This is a genomic window from Paenibacillus sanfengchensis, from assembly GCF_036864765.1.
Taxonomy (GTDB): Bacteria; Bacillota; Bacilli; order Paenibacillales; family Paenibacillaceae; genus Fontibacillus; species Fontibacillus sanfengchensis.
In genome coordinates this window covers 710,488-725,314 of the sequence record NZ_JBAGJC010000001.1, presented here as the reverse complement: position 1 = coordinate 725,314, position 14,827 = coordinate 710,488, and the positions used below count along the sequence as shown (strand labels likewise).

Below are 14,827 nucleotides of genomic sequence, written 5' to 3'. Positions count from 1 at the left end.
CGGTAGAGAAGACAGGAGGCACACGCATGGACAGTAGGGATTGGGGAACTTTTTTGCTTCCTTACGAACAGACGGTTGAGGAATTAAAGGTCAAATTCAAGACGATGCGGTCCGAGCTGAAAAAACGTGAAGAATACGCCCCGATTGAATTCGTGACCGGACGGGTGAAGAAAATTTCCAGCATTCTCGATAAAGCCAAGAGGCTGAACGTATCGATGGATGACCTGGAGACGGGGATCGAGGATATCGCGGGCATCCGCATTATGTGCCAATTTGTGGAGGATATCCGCCGGGTGGCGGAGTATATACGGATGCGCAAGGACCTAAGGGTGCTGTACGAAAAGGACTATATTACGAATTACAAGGAGAGCGGGTACCGAAGTTTCCATATGATCGTCGAATACCCGGTTCAAACGGCGCTCGGCCAAAAAATCGTGCTCGCCGAGATTCAGATCCGCACGCTGGCGATGAATTTCTGGGCTACGATCGAGCACTCCCTGAATTATAAATACAAAGAGAGCCTGCCCGACGAAATGAGAAAGCGGCTGAAGAAGGCGGCGGAGGCCGCGAATGTGTTGGATAACGAGATGAGCAGCATCCGCCAGGAAATCCTGATTGCGCAAAAGAGTTTTGAAGACGAATCCAACATCGTCTCTCTCCTGCTATCGGCGATCCATCAGCTCTATTTTTACCATCTGGTATCCGAGGCGATCGACGCTCAGGAACGTTTTAACCGGTTATGGGAAACAAGAGATATGGAAGGGATTAAAGATTTGCTGGCCGAGGTCAAAGCGCTGATCAAGGCCTCCAAGAAGGTGGAGGAGCCCGGGGATGAGCTATGACCCGCTCTACCTCGCGTATCTGGTGTATTTTAACCGGGACCGAGATTACTTCGAATGTCATGAAGTATTGGAGGAGCTATGGCTCAAGATGGACCGGGAGCCGCTGTATAAAGGCTTGCTTCAGGTAGCGGTCGGCCTGTACCATTTCCGCAACGGCAATGTGACGGGAGGGCGGAAAATGCTCCGCTCCGCTGCCGAGCGGTTGGAGGTTTACCCCGAAGACAGCCTCGGCATCGACCTGGGGCGGCTGCGCGATGAAGCAGCCGAGTATGCGAACTGTTTGGACGCCTACGAAATGGAGCCGTTCCCCTTTTACGATCTTGATATCGTCATCATAGACCCGCGCCTTTCCACGGAAGTGAGCCGGACGGCTTCCGGACTTCAACCCAATGTGCCCCAGCGCCGAGGTCCCCAGCGGGGAGCCAAGCACGAGGCAAGGGAGCAAAGCAGGAAGCGGGATACGCTGAACGGTTCGGGCGGATAAATCGAAATGCAGCCTTGCTTTGGGAGAGGCTGCATTTTGTCTATGTTGTGTTACAATAGGCTTGCCGGAAATGGACACAGCTTAAGAAACGGAAGGTAGATTATGGCGGTACAATTACCCGTTGCATTTTTAAAACGAATGGAAGCCCTTTTGGGCGATGAATACAATGACTTTCTTGCCTCGTACGATAACCCGCGCTACGCGGGCATCCGGGTCAATACACTGAAGATCGGCGTTCCGGAGTTCCGTGAGATTTCTCCCTTCGAGCTGCGTCCGATCCCCTGGTGCGACAGCGGCTTCTATGTGGATGAAAGTCTGCGGCCCGGCAAACACCCGTATTATCATGCTGGACTTTACTATATCCAGGAGCCGAGCGCCATGGCGCCGGCGGAGGTCCTGGAAGTCCGGCCGGGAGACCGGGTGCTCGATCTGTGCGCGGCACCGGGCGGGAAGTCGACGCAAATCGCCGCCAAGCTGAACGGACAAGGGATGCTGGTGACGAATGATATCAGCGCGGAACGGACGAAGGCGCTGGCCAAAAATATGGAGCTATACGGCGTGCGGAACGCCATCGTGCTGAACGAGACGCCGGAGCGGATCGCGCAGGCGTTTCCCGCTTACTTCAATAAAATTCTTATCGATGCTCCTTGCTCGGGAGAAGGCATGTTCCGCAAGGACGAGGATATGGCAAGGCAGTGGGAGCGGCATTCCATCGCCAAATGTACGGTCATGCAGCGGGATATTCTGGGGACAGCCGCCTCGCTGCTGGCTCCGGGAGGCAGGATCGTCTACTCGACCTGCACGTTTGCGCCGGAAGAGAACGAGGCGCAGATCGCCGGGTTTTTGGAACAAAACCCGGAGTTCGAACTGATCCCCCTCCCCGAAGGCGGCGGGTTCTTGCCGGGGCGCCCGGACTGGCTGGCCATGCTGGCGGAAGGAGAGCTGACCTTGCCCGAAGGGGCCTCCGCGCCCGTACCGGCCCTGTCGGGGCCATCGGCGGCAGCTACCTCCCGCTGCGGAAGATTATGGCCTCACAGAGTCGAAGGAGAGGGGCATTTTCTCGCGGTCCTGCAGCACAAGGAGGAGGCGCTGACCACGAATCGGGAGACGGCCATCTTGCCCGCGGAAGCGCGGAGCCAAGGGAAGGAGCCCGCTTCGCGGCAGCGCCGCGGACGAAACGATCCGGCCCGGCATGCGGGCAAAAAAGCCCCGGACGAGCGGGAGCTGACGGACAGCTGGCGCACCTTTGCGTCGGAGCAATTGGCGGTAACGCCGCACGGGGAAGTACTGCTGTTTGGAGGCCATGTGTATATTTCCCCGGTGGCGAAGGAGCGGCTTGACGGGTTAAAAACCGTACGTCCCGGGTGGTACGTCGGTACGGTCAAGAACGGCAGATTCCAGCCGGGACATCCGCTGGCTGCCGCGCTGAAAGCCGATGAGGCGCAAAGGGTCCTGGAGTTGTCGCTGGAGGATGGGGAAGCGGTGCGGTATTTGAAAGGGGAGACGCTGGAAATCGCGGAATCCCGGATACGCCGGAACGCGGACACCGGCCCGAAAGGCTTCGTTCTGGTGACGGTGGACGGATATTCCCTGGGCTTTGGAAAATGGCTGGACGGCCTGTTAAAAAACGAATATCCTGCAGGCTGGAGGTGGACCTAAACGATGAGCGAAGGCAAAAAAACGCAGCGGATCGATAAAATACTGGGCAACCTCGGGTACGGATCCCGTTCGAATCTTAAAAAAATGGCGAAGCAGGGCCGAATTGCCTTGAACGGTTCGGTTGTCAAGGATAGCGGAATGCAGTGCAATCCGCAGGCGGATTTACTTGAGGTTGACGGAGATAGAGTCGTGTATCGGGAGTTTGTATATATCATGCTTCATAAACCGCCGGGAGTCATTTCGGCGACAGAAGACGTCCGGGAGAAAACGGTGCTGGATCTACTGCCGCCGGAATTCCGCGTCTTCTCCCCGTTTCCGGTCGGCAGACTCGACAAGGATACGGAGGGCCTGCTTCTGTTGACCAACGACGGGCAACTGGCCCATGATTTGTTATCGCCCAGGAAGCATGTGCCGAAGACCTACCATGCCGATTGTACAGGCCTTCTCGGTGACCGGGAAGCCGAACGGTTTGCTAAGGGCGTGGAGTTGGATGACGGCTATGTGACACTGCCGGCCCATATGGGGGTTTTGGAGCGGGGGAGCTATGAAGATGGCAGTCCCCGAACGAGAATCGCCCTGACGATTTCGGAGGGCAAATTTCATCAGGTGAAGCGGATGCTGGAAGCGGTCGGATCCAGAGTCACCTATTTGAAAAGAGTCTCCATGGGCCCGCTTTCGCTCGATGAAACGCTGCCCAAGGGTTCTTACCGTGAGCTAACGGCCGAGGAGCTGGAAGCACTGCGCTTTTATAAAAATAAACCGGCGGAGTAAGCGCCGCCTGAAGAGGAGAGACATGGAGATGGAGAAGAAATACAAACTGATCGCCCTGGATGTCGACGGAACGCTGCTGAACGACGATCACGAGCTTACTCCCGGAACGGCGGAAACGATCCGCCGGATTGCCGGGCAGGGGACCGAGTTCGTGCTGTGCACCGGGCGTGCGCCGGTGAACTCGATCCCTTTTATGCGGAAAATGGGACTGGGCGGGTATGTGATTACCCATAACGGGGCGGCGACCGTCGATGTGCGGACGGAAGAGATCGTGCATGAGTTCGCTCTCGATGTGAAGGGACTGGACAGGTACATCGATTACTGCCGGGAGCATGGTGTTCATTATGACATCAATACCACCTTCGAGTTGTATGTGCCTGGGGCGTCCGAGCTCGGCAAGGAAGCGCTGGATATGTATCGCCTGTTTATGATGGAGCCGCTAGAGCTGCCTGCTTGGACGGAATTTACCGAACCGGTCGTGAAAATGACCGTCACCGCCAAGAAGGAAGAACTGGACCGGGTCCAGTCCGATTGGAATGTATGGCCGCAGGAATTCAATGTTTTGCGGAGCGGCGATTTTTTTATCGACATTATGCATAAGGAAGCTTCCAAGGGGGCCGCATTACAGAAGCTGGCTGAAAAACGCGGGTTTAAGCCGGAAGAAGTGATGGCGATCGGCAACTATTATAATGATCTGACCATGCTGACCTATGCGGGTCTCGGAATCGCTATGGACAATTCGCCGGTGGAAGTCAAGGCGGCGGCAAACGCCGTTACCGCATCGAACAATGAAGAGGGCGTCAAGCAGGCGCTGGAGAAATATTGCCTCGGTCAGTCCGTGAAATAAGCGGCACCTCCCGTAAGTGAAAAAAATGGAATATTTGCAAGAGCGCAGCGGAAAAAGTGCGGGCTGTCAGGACAAATGACCTTGGCAACCCGCACTTTTTTAATTAAAGGAAGTAGACGTTTCGTAGCCGGCGCACGAGTTACAGGACCCAGGCGCGGGATACCGGCTTCGGATTTTTTAAAAAGTGGGAGATGTTAGCGGAACATAACGCTGGTTCGAAGCGTCTAAAAGGAGTGTAAAATGCTTTATTATCATAAAATTAATGGAGGTTATTGGAATGTTCCGTAAGTTTCGACTACCTGTTGTCGCCGCTCATGCCGTCCTGGCGGCGGTGCTGGCTTTGTCGGTACCGGCATCCGGCTCGGCGGCCGCGGCCAAATCCGATGCCAAATCAAGCGCGATTGAGATTACGATGAATGGCGAGGAGTTTAAGCCGAATGCGGCTCCTTTCGTGAAGAACGGCACCGTCTTCCTGCCTTTGCGGGACTTGGGAGAAATGCTCGGCAGCGTCGTTTTCTGGAACGGTTCCGCGAAAACCGTGACGATGACATACCCCGAACTCACGGTCCAGTTAAACTACGGGACGCAGAAGGCGACGGTGAACGGAAAAACCAAGAGCCTGTCGGAGTCCCCGCGAGTCGTAGAGGGGCGGATCTATGTGCCGCTGCGCTTCCTGTCGGAAACGACCGGAGCGGACGTGAAATGGAACGCATCGAAGCGGACGGTGAGCATCAAGCACAGCAATGCTTTTGTTAAAGGGGCCGGAGTGAACTGCGTGATTTGGCTGAACCGAAACACCGGGGATCTTTATATCGCCCATCCTTATGAACAAAAACCGGTTCGTGCCGGAAAAGTTGAGGGCAAATTCGAGGAATTTTTGTCCATCCACCCGTATATCGCCGACTCGGGGGACATGGTCGTGACAATTCTGGACAATTATGGCGAACCTCATGTCCAATATGCCGCGTACGGCGTCCTTGTTCACGGCAACAAAATCGTCGCCCAGAAGAAGGCGAAGTACTTCCAGCGTTATGAAGAGAACGCTGTGGCCTACCAGGTCCACGATCCGAAAAGCAACAAATCCGAGGAACGTCTCCTGCTGACCGACGGCAAGACGCTGTCCGTGTACGATACGCAAGGGAAAGAGGTCCACAAATACGATCTCCCTGCTCTGGGAGGCAAGGATGAGACTTATGCCGTGCTGGGAGCGGGCGAGGATTACCTCGTTGTCCGGCCGAACCAGACGGGCCTGCTGACGCTGATCAATCTGGACGATAAGACGACAGTAAATCTGGCCGAAAAAATATTGAAAGGCGACGATCTGGAGTACGCGCTGAACAACGATGTTCCTTATCACGGGGATGAGTTGAAGTATCTGGGTCAGGAATCGGCAGGCGGGCTTCTGGTCATCGGCTATGACAGCCCGTTTGATAAGGAAGGGGTAAAGACGTACACGTATAACCGGAAGACCGGGGAAGTCGCACTGACTGCGGACTGATCCTGAGGATTTCATGAAAAAGAGGACGCAGGGCTCTGGGGAGCCCGCGTCCTTTTTGCTGTGCCTAGACTTAGCCGGGGTGGCGCAGACCTTTGGGCAGATGGTTTTTGAGCTGCCCGCCGCTCGCTTTGCCCCAGCCGAGCGGGAAGCTTTCCCCGCCGCAGGCGAGGGTGACGAGGCACCAGCCGCGGAGATGATCCTGCACGGGCAGCGTATCCCCGTGCAGGAACGCCGCCGCGGACGGGGTATCCGCGTCCAGCGTCACGACGCGGGCCGCATCGCCGGCGCCCGCGGCCATGGCCAGCGCATGGGCTGGCTCGAACCTGCCCTTGCGGGCTTCGCCCAGCTCGAGGCCGGCCCGCGGGATCTTCAGCCCGGACAGCATGCCGGCCGTGAGGGCGAGCCCTTCGCTGCGCGGGAGCAAATACAGCGCCTCCCCGAACAGGATCGGCTCGCCGTCCACCCGGAGGCCCGGCAGAGCTTCGGCCGCAAAGTCGCGGAAAGCCTGCCAGGCGGCCGCGGTTTCCCGCGTTGCGGCGGCGTCTTTACCCGAGCGGCCGCTTTGGCGCCCGCCGTTTTTCCGCTTGTGGCCGGAGCCGGCTTGTCCGTCCGCGTCGTCGGGACCGGAAGGCTCCCGCTCCAGCAGGGCGACGTAGTGGCCTTCTCCTTCCTGCACATGCGGCCAGATCCGCTTCTCGGCCACCAGCTTCAAAAAGGGGAAGGACGCGAGCAGCCGGGCGATCGTCTCCTCGTTCTCCCGGCGGTTGAACGTGCAGGTGGAATAGGCGAGGCTTCCTCCGGGCTTCAGCATGGCGACGGCATCCTGCAGAATATCCCATTGCCGGGCGGCGCACAGCTCCACCGCCTCCGGCGACCATTCCCGGATGGCGTCGGGATCCTTGCGGAACATGCCTTCGCCGGAACAAGGGGCGTCCAGCATGATCCGGTCGAACGCGAGCGGAAACCGCGCGGAAAGCTCCGGGGGAGCGGCCTGGGTAACGATGGCGTTGCGAACTCCCATTCTTTCGACGTTCTCGGCGAGAATCCGCGCACGCTGCGGGTGGATTTCATTGCTGATCAACAGGCCCTCGCCGCGCATCTTCGCCGCGATCTGCGTCGTTTTCCCGCCTGGGGCGGCGGCCAGATCCAGCACGGTTTCTCCGGGCTGGGGATCCAGCAGCTCCACGGCCGACATGGCCGAGGGTTCCTGAATATAATATAATCCGGCGGCATGGTGCGCCTGTTTGCCCGGGCGGGTCCGCTCTTCGTAGTAAAAGCCCGTCTCGCACCAGGGAACGGGCCGCAAGGCAAACAGCCCGGCGAGCTTGTCGGCCGCAGCCGTGCTGGTGCCGAGCTTCAGCGTATTGAGGCGCAGCCCGTAGCTGCGCGGGGCGGCATAACTTTGAAGGAAAGCCTCCCCCTTGGCCGGACCGAGCATCGATAAGACGGCGTCCCGAAACGCGCCGGGCAGGGCTGAAACTGTCATGTTTTTAACACTCCTTCCAATAGGTATCTCTGTCGGTATCCCCCTAGTCGTCTTTTGAGGCATAGCCGGTTCATCCGTTAGCTAATTGTGTTGAGTTGTGCCGGGAGTCGAGCGGATAGGTTTCAAAAGGTGCAAATCTGCAGCAATTTTCGCCGGTCCAATACGCCCAGGTTTGAAAAGATGCAAAAGTGCAGGAATTTCGAACTTATCCGGGCAATGAGCGCTGTCTTGCTCAAAAAGCTTGCAGATTTGCAGGAATTTTGATTTTTTGGCCCGCCGCGAGATAAAAGCCTGCAGATTTGCAGGAATTTTTACCATATCAATTGGAGGCAGTGCCGCCTAACAGAACTAGCCGGGCCGGGACATATTTTCCTAGAGCAGTTTATCACATTGTTTTTTAATCTCAAAAGGGGAATGGATGTTCCGTCCGGCCTATGGCATAATTGAAGTAGCAAGCGGTTCATACGCGACTAGAAAGAGAAGAGCAAAGGAGAACCCCTATGAGATTGCTGCAGGCCTTATTCTTTCCTCCGGAACAGCCCGGAGGCGTATCCTCTATGATTCCCTATTTGCAGGACCGGTTTAATCCCCCCCATTGGGAAATGGAGCTGTTTTCCTTACCGAAACGGATCCGCGGCAAGGGCAGCGAACCGGTGAAGTTTCATACCTTTGACTGGCATGAATTCGAGGAAAGCCCGATCGTGCAAAAATATGTGCAGACCTACAGGGACTATCTATGGTGGACGAAACTGCGTTTGCAGCGGCCGTTCGACCTGATCCATGCCCATCATCCGATCGTCGGCATGGCGATGAAGGAGGTTTTTCCGGAAACCCCGGTGATTCAGAGCATTCACTCCAGTTATGAGCGGGAATTGATTCTGAATGGCCGGATTCAGCCGGACGGCCTCGAGCACCGCTTTTTGACCTCCCTTTATAGGGAGCTGGAGCACCGGACCGATCTGATGCTTACCGTCTCCGGGTCATTCCGGGAATATTTAAGTCCTTACGTCAACCATCCCCAAAATATCGGCGTCATTCCCAACGGCTTTGATGAGAAACGGTTCAAACCGGTGCCGCACGAAAATGAGGTGGCCCAACTGGTCACCGTCTGCCGGCTCGTCCCGGCCAAAGGGCTCGATACGCTGCTGGAGGCTTGCGCCGAGCTGAAGAACCGCGGATTGCCTTATGTCCTTCATATCATCGGCGACGGGCCGATCCGCAAGGAACTGGAGGAATTGGCGCAACGGCTGGGGATCTATAACGAGACGATTTTTTACGGATATACCTTGCATCCCGAGGAGTTCATGCCTTTCTTTGATATTTTCGTCCTGCCTTCACGCGCGGAGGCGTTCGGCTCGGTGTTCGCCGAGGCCGCGCTTTGCTCGCTGGCGCTTGTCGGTTCGGACGTTGGGGGGATCGCCGAGCAGATCGAGAACGGTTCGAACGGTCTGCTCGTGCCGCCCGAGGAACCGGTTCTGCTGGCCGATGCGCTCGAGAAAGTGATCGGCGATCCGGATTACCGCTATCAACTGGCCCGTTCGGGATCGGAATATGCGAAGAACCATTATTCCTTAAACCGGGTCGTCCACGAGCTGAAAAAAGTTTACCTGCAATTTCAACCGATGAAAGAGTGAGCCTCATGCCTTCATTTCGATTCATTCATACCGCCGACCTGCACCTGGACACCCCGTTTGCGGGCATGTCCGGGCTGCCGGACCGGCTGCGCCGCCACCTTCAAGAGTCCACCTTCGCCGCCCTCGGCGACCTGGTGGACCTTGCCGTTTCCGCCGACGTCGACTTTGTCGTCGTCAGCGGAGATGTCTACGATGCTTCCGAATCCTCGCTCAGGGCCCAGCTTCGCCTTCAAGAAGCTTGGAACAAGCTGGCCCGTTCGGGTATTCCGGTTTATGTCATCCATGGAAACCATGATCCTTTAAACAGCAGCCGTCTGCGTTTGTCTTTGCCGCGAAATGTTACGGTATTCGGCGGCAGCCGGCCGGAATCCGCCACGGCGGTACGCCGGGCGGACGGGCAACCCGTGGCGGTCATCAGCGGCATTTCATATCCAACGGCGGCGGTGACGGAGAACACCGCTCTTCTTTTTCGGCGCGACCCGGCTTCGCCGTTGTACCATATTGGTCTCCTGCATGCCAATGTGGACGGGCAGGAGGGGCATGATGCTTATTCTCCCTGCTCGCTCAAGGACCTGCGCTCGTCGGGTTACGATTACTGGGCGCTCGGGCATATCCATAAACGCCAAATCCTTAGCGAATCCCCTTGGGTCGTTTATCCGGGCAATCTGCAGGGCCGCAGCCTCAAAGAGACGGGCCCGAAAGGCTGCTATCTTGTTGAAGTGGACGATAGGGGAGAGGCCAGGCTCGGTTTCCGCGAGCTGGATCATGTCCGGTGGGCGGAGCTTGAGCTTCCGATCGGGGAACTTGCCACGGAAGAAATCTGGAAAGAGCGGGTGGAGGAACGGCTGGAGGAAGTTCGGGCCGGCTTGTCGGGCAAAACCGGAATCGTGCGGTTTACGTTTACCGGGCGGGGCCCGCTGCATGCCCTGCTCCAAAACGGCAGGGAAGCCCACGATCTGCTGGCGGAGCTGCAGCGGCGGGAGACCATGCGGCTGGAAGCGGACGCTTCGCTGCCGCTTCATTCCGTGGTTTGGCCGGTCGGCTTCAAAGCCAAAACCGGACCGGACATCGACCGGGCTGGGCTGGCAGGGGAGGACAGCTTCCTCGGGGAACTGCTCCGGCTTACGGACCGGGCCTTGGCTCGCGATGATCTACGGGACGAGCTCATCGACACCGCGCTGTCCCCGCTGATGGATAACCGCCATCTTCGAGGACTTTTGAAATCGCTAGGCCCCAGGGAGCGTCAGGAACTGCTGGAGCGGGCCGAGGCGCTGGCGGTATCGCTCCTGGTGGAGGAAGACATGCGGGGAGGGACCGGCTGATGCGGCTGGAAAAATTGCAAGTCCAAGGCTTCGGCCATCTGCAGGACAAAGAAATCGAGCTAAAAGGACCGGTAACGGTCCTGTATGGCCCCAACGAGGCGGGCAAAAGCACCTTGCTCGGCTTTGTCCGCGCCATGCTGTTCGGCATTCCGTCACGGACGTACGGTGCGATGCGTTATGAACCGGTCCGCGGCGGAGCGCACGGCGGTTTGCTGACCCTCCGGGACAACGCGGGCAGCTTGTGGACGATCGAGCGCTATGCCCGTACGCGGGAAGGAAGCTCTCCGGCGGCAGGGCGCGGGGACCGTCTGCGCATCACCCGTACGGGCCCGGACGGCGAGCTCCGGGAGCTGCCGCAGGAAGAGCTGGAGCGGGAGCTGCTTGGCGGCATGTCCAAGGAGATGTTCCGCCAGCTGTTCGCCATTTCGCTGAGCGAACTGCAGGAGGTTTCCGCGCTGCAGTCCGAAGAGATGAGCCGCTTTCTGTTTCACGCGGGCATCGGGGGAGGCGCCGCCGTGCTGCGTGGGGAAAAGAAGCTGGCCCAAGAGATGGACAAGCTGTACCGCCCGCGGGGGCGGAATCAGGAGATGGCGGGGATCACCCAGTCTATCGAACATCTGGAGCGGCAGGCCGCCGCGGCAAAAGCGCTGCTTCCCCGGTACCGCGAAGTGTTGAAGGAGCTGGAAGAAGTTGGTGCGGATCTGGAGGCCGGGGAAGCGGAGCTGGAGCGGCGAAGCGCCGAAGCTCTGCGGCTGGACAAGGCCGCGGCCACCCGCGCCGACTGGGTGAAGCGGGAAGCGCTCCGGGCGGAGCTGGCCGAGCTGCCGGAGCGCGCCGCTTTCCCGGAGCAAGGGCTGTCCCGGTGGGAGCGGCTCCAGGAAGAGAAGGCGCGGCTGGAGCTGGAAGCCGCGGAGTTTATGAGAAAGCTCGCCGTATTGCATAGCGAGCTTGGAGCTGTCCGGCCGGACCGTGAGCTGCTGGAGCGAGAAGCCGGCATCCGCTCGCTGGCTGGCCGCCTGGCGCGGTACGAGAGCGGCGTCCGGGAAGCGGCGGAGCTCCGGTCGGAAGCGGAGCAGATCGAAGGCCGCCTGGCGCACGCCTTGCGGAGCATCCACCCGGATTGGACGGCGGACGAGCTGCGCGCCTTCGGGGGGACTGTCGGGGAGCGGGAGACGGTCCGGCGCTTTATCGCCCGGTTTCAGGAATACGATAAAGCGGCGGATCTTCTCCACCATGAGCGGGTGCAGCTGGAGCGTGAAGCCTCGGCGCTGGAAGCGGCCCATGGCGGGGCCATGGAGCAGCTCCAGGCCGGTGCCGAGGCCGGGCGGCGTCAGTTCAGCGATCTGGTGCCCGGAGACCGGAATGAGGTCCGCCGGCTATGGAGCGAAATTCAAGGGCTGCTGGACCGCTGGAGAGCGGTTTCCGCGTCCGTTCAGGAGCAGCGCCGTGCAGCGGAAGCCGAAGCGGCGGCGAAAGCCCATATTCGCCGCTTCCAGCAGCGGATGCTTAACGGGACGGGGGTGTTGACCATGCTCCTGCCGGTCCTGCTGTGGATGGTGACGCATTCCGTGTGGAGCGCCCTGCTTGGCGGCGTGGTGCTGTTCGTCATCGACGCTTACCTGTTTCTGGCCGTGCGGGAATCCGGCGGCCGGAAACCCCGGCAGCGGCGGCGCGGAGGCCGCCTGCTCTCGGAGCCTGCGGCCTCGCCCGAGGAACTGCGGCTGCGGGAGATCTTGCCGCGGCTGATTGCCCACCCGCTGACCGCCGCGGGTAGCCGGAGCGTGACGGCCAGTTTGGCCGAGTCGGAGCGCTGGGACGAGGAAGAGAGACTGCTCCGCCGGTTGATGGAGCAGTGGCAGCTGTGGGATCAACGCCAAGCGGCATTGGAAGCGGCCGCGGCGGAGGCCCGCCTGAAGACGGCCGGAAAGCTTGATGAACTGTCCGCCTTGCAGCGGGAATTGGCCCGCAAGGAGACGGAATTCGCCGGCTTGGCCCGCGAATGGGAGGACTGGCTGCGGGAACGCCGGCTGTCCGGCGATTTGTCTCCGGAGGCGGCGATGGACGTGTTCCGGCTGGCCGAACAAGGCCGGGAATGGCTTGCCCGGCTGGAGTCTTTGTCCGCCAAGCATGCCGCGGCCAAGCTGGAGGCGGACGCTTTTGAACGGGATGGCCGCGCCTTGTTGGGAGAGCTCCGCGGAACGGAATCCGCCGCGCCCGGCGCGATGGCCGCCACCGTCCGCCAGGCGAAGGCCGAATTGGATATCCAGCTGGAACTCGAGGCGCGGCGTCAGCGCCTGGCCGACAGGCTGGACCCGCTTGAGGAGGAACTGGGCAGACGGAAAGCACGGTTGGAAGCGATCGCCGCCGCCGAGCGGCATCTGCTTGACGAAAGCGGGGCGGAGGATGGTGAGATGTACCTGCGCTTCGGGGCCGAGGCCGCCAAAAGGGAGCGGCTTTATGCGGAACTCAGGCAGGCCGAGCTCGTTATGTTCGGAACGATGGATGAGGCACAGCGCCGACAGCTTGAAGAGCTGCAGCGGGATCATGAAGAGGAGACCCTCATAAGAAGGACCGAGAAAGCCGGGGAGCGGCTTCAAGAGGCCAAGCAGCATAGGCAGCGTCTTTTGGAGCGGCGGGGACGTCTGCTTCAGGAGAAGGAGACGCTGGAACAGCGGGGGCTGGAAGACGACGTGAATCAGCAGCTGGCGGAGCAACAGGCCGCATTGGGGGAGGCTTTCGACCGGTACGCGGTCATGGCCGTCTCCCAGGAGTTGATCGCAAGGGTGCGCAAAATTTATGAGGAAGAGCGGCAGCCGCAAGTGCTGCAGCAGGCTTCGCGTTATTTTGAGAAAATGACAGGGGGGGTATACGGCCGCATTCTCGTCAAGATGGGGAGCCAGGAATTGCTGGCCGAGCATCGGGATGTCGGGCCGGTCGCCAGCTCTTATTTGAGCCGCGGAACGGCGGAACAGCTTTATCTGGCGATGCGCTTTGCGCTGTCGGAGGCCGTTTCGGGCCGGGAAAGCTTGCCGCTGCTTCTCGACGATCTGTTCGTCAACTTCGATGCGGGACGATTGGCCGGGGTTTTGTCCGTCCTCAAGGAAGTTTCCGAAAGCAGGCAGTTGATCCTCATGACTTGCCATGCCCATGTGGCGGAAGGGGTCCGCACCCATCTGGGAAATGTCCAGCTTGTGGAGCTGGCTTGATCAGCGCTGCCGGTAAAGCGCGAGCATGACCGCCCACAGCAGGCTGAACATCCCGAACGCCGGATAGAGGATGGAGAGCAGGGTGCTGAAGCCGAACTGGCTTGTCACATAACAGATCAGCAAAATACAGGCTGAAATCAGCCGGGGCGGCAGTTGCAGCCGCTGTCTCAGCTGGAGCGTCACCCCGTAGACGTCGGCGACAAAGGTGCTGAAAATTTCCATGAAGATCAGCACAAGATAAATAAGCTGGATGGCGGTCCCCATTTGCTGGGCGATGCTGCCCATGGGGATCTCAAACTGCACGATCCCGGGCATATTGGCCGACAGGGCAAAGTGTCCGGCCATCAGCATAAAGCCGACGCCTGTCCCGCCAAGCAGGCCGCCCCAAATAATGACGCGGCGGCTCTCCGTCCGGCTGCCGATCGGGACGAGCACGGCCTGGGCCATGGAGAGATTGAAGGCCGTGTACATTAAGGGAGAGGCCCAGGTCGCCAGCAGGCTGTGGTCGGTGCCGAGCGTCAGAAACCGGGAGGCTCCCGGCGATCCCGCCGTATTAAAGATGATCGCCAGGGACAGCGTAATCATCATGGGGACGACCATGGAGTTCAGTTTCATCACCCCGTCGATGCCTTTGCCCAGCAGGATGAACGTAAGGGCTAGTGTGATCCACAGCCCGATTTGGTAGTGTATCCCGAAATGCTCCTGAAAGACCGAACCGGCTCCGGCCAGCATCACGCTGTTCACCCCGATGAGAACGATCATGGTGAACAGGCTCAAGATTTGGCCGATCCGGTCTCCGAACAGTTTCCGGTTCAGATCTTCGTAAGACTCGGCCCGGATACTGCGGGCCAGCAGCATCATTTTGGTTCCCAGCCAAATAAACAAGGCCGAGGCTAGCAGGATCGTCAATGCGCCCCATTTGCCGTACTGGGTAAAGAATTGCAGGATTTCCCGGCCGGTTGCAAAGCCGGCACCGACAACGGTGCCGATATAGGTGAAAGCGATTTGCAAAACTTTGACGGCATTTTTCATGGTTTTCCCCCCGGCCGATGTGCTATATATAGTACAAGGTATGTTG

At 59.2% G+C, this 14,827-nt stretch carries 11 protein-coding genes; 9 read left to right on the top strand and 2 right to left on the bottom strand.

The annotated features are described in order from the left end of the window. The first annotated feature begins 26 nt into the window (after positions 1-26). From yjbM to V4U84_RS03260, 6 genes are all read left to right on the top strand, one after another. On the top strand, positions 27-842 hold the full coding sequence (gene yjbM, locus V4U84_RS03285) for a GTP diphosphokinase (RefSeq protein WP_334073327.1): 816 nt from the start codon (positions 27-29) through the stop codon (positions 840-842). Next, the gene (locus tag V4U84_RS03280) at positions 832-1,326 is read left to right on the top strand and encodes a DUF309 domain-containing protein (protein ID WP_334073326.1); all 495 of its coding nucleotides are present in this window, start codon (positions 832-834) and stop codon (positions 1,324-1,326) included. The genes yjbM and V4U84_RS03280 overlap by 11 nt, the downstream gene beginning before the upstream one ends. Before the next feature lie 102 nt (positions 1,327-1,428). Further along, positions 1,429-2,985, top strand: coding sequence for an RsmF rRNA methyltransferase first C-terminal domain-containing protein (locus V4U84_RS03275; protein WP_334073325.1), 1,557 nt, complete (start codon positions 1,429-1,431; stop codon positions 2,983-2,985). 3 nt (positions 2,986-2,988) lie between these two features. Then, a complete protein-coding gene (locus tag V4U84_RS03270) occupies positions 2,989-3,756 on the top strand; it encodes a pseudouridine synthase (protein ID WP_334076760.1) in 768 nt (255 codons plus the stop codon). Positions 3,757-3,778: 22 nt separating this feature from the next. Then, positions 3,779-4,603, top strand: coding sequence for a Cof-type HAD-IIB family hydrolase (locus tag V4U84_RS03265; protein ID WP_334073323.1), 825 nt, complete (start codon positions 3,779-3,781; stop codon positions 4,601-4,603). A gap of 277 nt (positions 4,604-4,880) precedes the next feature. Continuing rightward, the gene (locus V4U84_RS03260; RefSeq protein ID WP_334073322.1) at positions 4,881-6,101 is read left to right on the top strand and encodes a copper amine oxidase N-terminal domain-containing protein; all 1,221 of its coding nucleotides are present in this window, start codon (positions 4,881-4,883) and stop codon (positions 6,099-6,101) included. Between the two features lie 70 nt (positions 6,102-6,171). Here the strand turns inward: V4U84_RS03260 and V4U84_RS03255 are convergent, their stop codons facing one another. Continuing rightward, positions 6,172-7,587 carry an RsmB/NOP family class I SAM-dependent RNA methyltransferase gene (locus tag V4U84_RS03255; RefSeq protein ID WP_334076759.1) on the bottom strand — a complete coding sequence of 472 codons (1,416 nt, stop codon included), beginning with the start codon at positions 7,585-7,587 and terminating at the stop codon, positions 6,172-6,174. A gap of 500 nt (positions 7,588-8,087) precedes the next feature. On the opposite strand from V4U84_RS03255, the gene V4U84_RS03250 reads away from it, so the two are divergent. The 3 genes from V4U84_RS03250 to V4U84_RS03240 are packed head-to-tail and all read left to right on the top strand — an operon-like array spanning position 8,088 to position 13,749. Further along, positions 8,088-9,221: a glycosyltransferase family 4 protein gene (locus V4U84_RS03250; RefSeq protein WP_334073319.1), complete on the top strand. Its 1,134-nt coding sequence runs from the start codon at positions 8,088-8,090 to the stop codon at positions 9,219-9,221. A gap of 5 nt (positions 9,222-9,226) precedes the next feature. Continuing rightward, positions 9,227-10,543 carry a metallophosphoesterase family protein gene (locus V4U84_RS03245; protein ID WP_334073318.1) on the top strand — a complete coding sequence of 439 codons (1,317 nt, stop codon included), beginning with the start codon at positions 9,227-9,229 and terminating at the stop codon, positions 10,541-10,543. Beyond that, positions 10,543-13,749, top strand: a complete 3,207-nt coding sequence (locus V4U84_RS03240) for an AAA family ATPase (RefSeq protein ID WP_334073317.1) — start codon at positions 10,543-10,545, stop codon at positions 13,747-13,749. Before V4U84_RS03245 ends, V4U84_RS03240 begins: the two co-directional genes overlap by 1 nt. Here the strand turns inward: V4U84_RS03240 and V4U84_RS03235 are convergent, their stop codons facing one another. Further along, a complete protein-coding gene (locus tag V4U84_RS03235) occupies positions 13,750-14,781 on the bottom strand; it encodes a YkvI family membrane protein (protein ID WP_334073316.1) in 1,032 nt (343 codons plus the stop codon). Positions 14,782-14,827 lie beyond the last annotated feature (46 nt).

Bases quoted from the DNA above. Each gene is read 5' to 3' on its own strand.
- yjbM (WP_334073327.1), top strand. From the start codon at position 27: ATGGACAGTAGGGATTGGGGAACTTTTTTGCTTCCTTACGAACAGACG.
- V4U84_RS03280 (WP_334073326.1), top strand. From the start codon at position 832: ATGAGCTATGACCCGCTCTACCTCGCGTATCTGGTGTATTTTAACCGG.
- V4U84_RS03275 (WP_334073325.1), top strand. From the start codon at position 1,429: ATGGCGGTACAATTACCCGTTGCATTTTTAAAACGAATGGAAGCCCTT.
- V4U84_RS03270 (WP_334076760.1), top strand. From the start codon at position 2,989: ATGAGCGAAGGCAAAAAAACGCAGCGGATCGATAAAATACTGGGCAAC.
- V4U84_RS03265 (WP_334073323.1), top strand. From the start codon at position 3,779: ATGGAGATGGAGAAGAAATACAAACTGATCGCCCTGGATGTCGACGGA.
- V4U84_RS03260 (WP_334073322.1), top strand. From the start codon at position 4,881: ATGTTCCGTAAGTTTCGACTACCTGTTGTCGCCGCTCATGCCGTCCTG.
- V4U84_RS03255 (WP_334076759.1), bottom strand. From the start codon at position 7,587: ATGACAGTTTCAGCCCTGCCCGGCGCGTTTCGGGACGCCGTCTTATCG.
- V4U84_RS03250 (WP_334073319.1), top strand. From the start codon at position 8,088: ATGAGATTGCTGCAGGCCTTATTCTTTCCTCCGGAACAGCCCGGAGGC.
- V4U84_RS03245 (WP_334073318.1), top strand. From the start codon at position 9,227: ATGCCTTCATTTCGATTCATTCATACCGCCGACCTGCACCTGGACACC.
- V4U84_RS03240 (WP_334073317.1), top strand. From the start codon at position 10,543: ATGCGGCTGGAAAAATTGCAAGTCCAAGGCTTCGGCCATCTGCAGGAC.
- V4U84_RS03235 (WP_334073316.1), bottom strand. From the start codon at position 14,781: ATGAAAAATGCCGTCAAAGTTTTGCAAATCGCTTTCACCTATATCGGC.